This is a genomic window from Vibrio sp. 03_296 (assembly GCF_002265885.1).
This window is the reverse complement of the sequence record NZ_NPKW01000562.1, coordinates 1-257: the sequence shown is the minus strand read 5'-3', so window position 1 is coordinate 257 and position 257 is coordinate 1. Positions and strand designations below refer to the sequence as shown.

1 pseudogene is annotated in these 257 nt (G+C 42.0%); it reads right to left on the bottom strand.

The features are described 5' to 3' along the window. Nucleotides 1–128, bottom strand: a pseudogene (locus CIK04_RS35695) (phospholipid ABC transporter ATP-binding protein MlaF); the annotation flags it as partial. Between the last annotated feature and the right edge of the window lie 129 nt (nucleotides 129–257).

Sequence of the window (257 nt, the reverse complement as noted above, 5' to 3'; positions counted from 1 at the left end):
CCACGATGGCCCCAGTGATGCCTGTCGACTTTTCCTTTGGGAATACGCAAATCGAATGTTGTCGAAATCTTACGTTGGCCACGGGAAAACGTCAGTCCATGAATCGTTACTAAATCGTTGTGTGACATACTCTCTCTTTATTTACTCAGGTATTCCCCTGCGTTTTTTATCGCACTTGTGTCGATTGGCGACAAATTCGGCAAGCCATGATAAGCAGATTATTTTAGAATTAAAAGCAGTGTTCGATTAATTCCTTT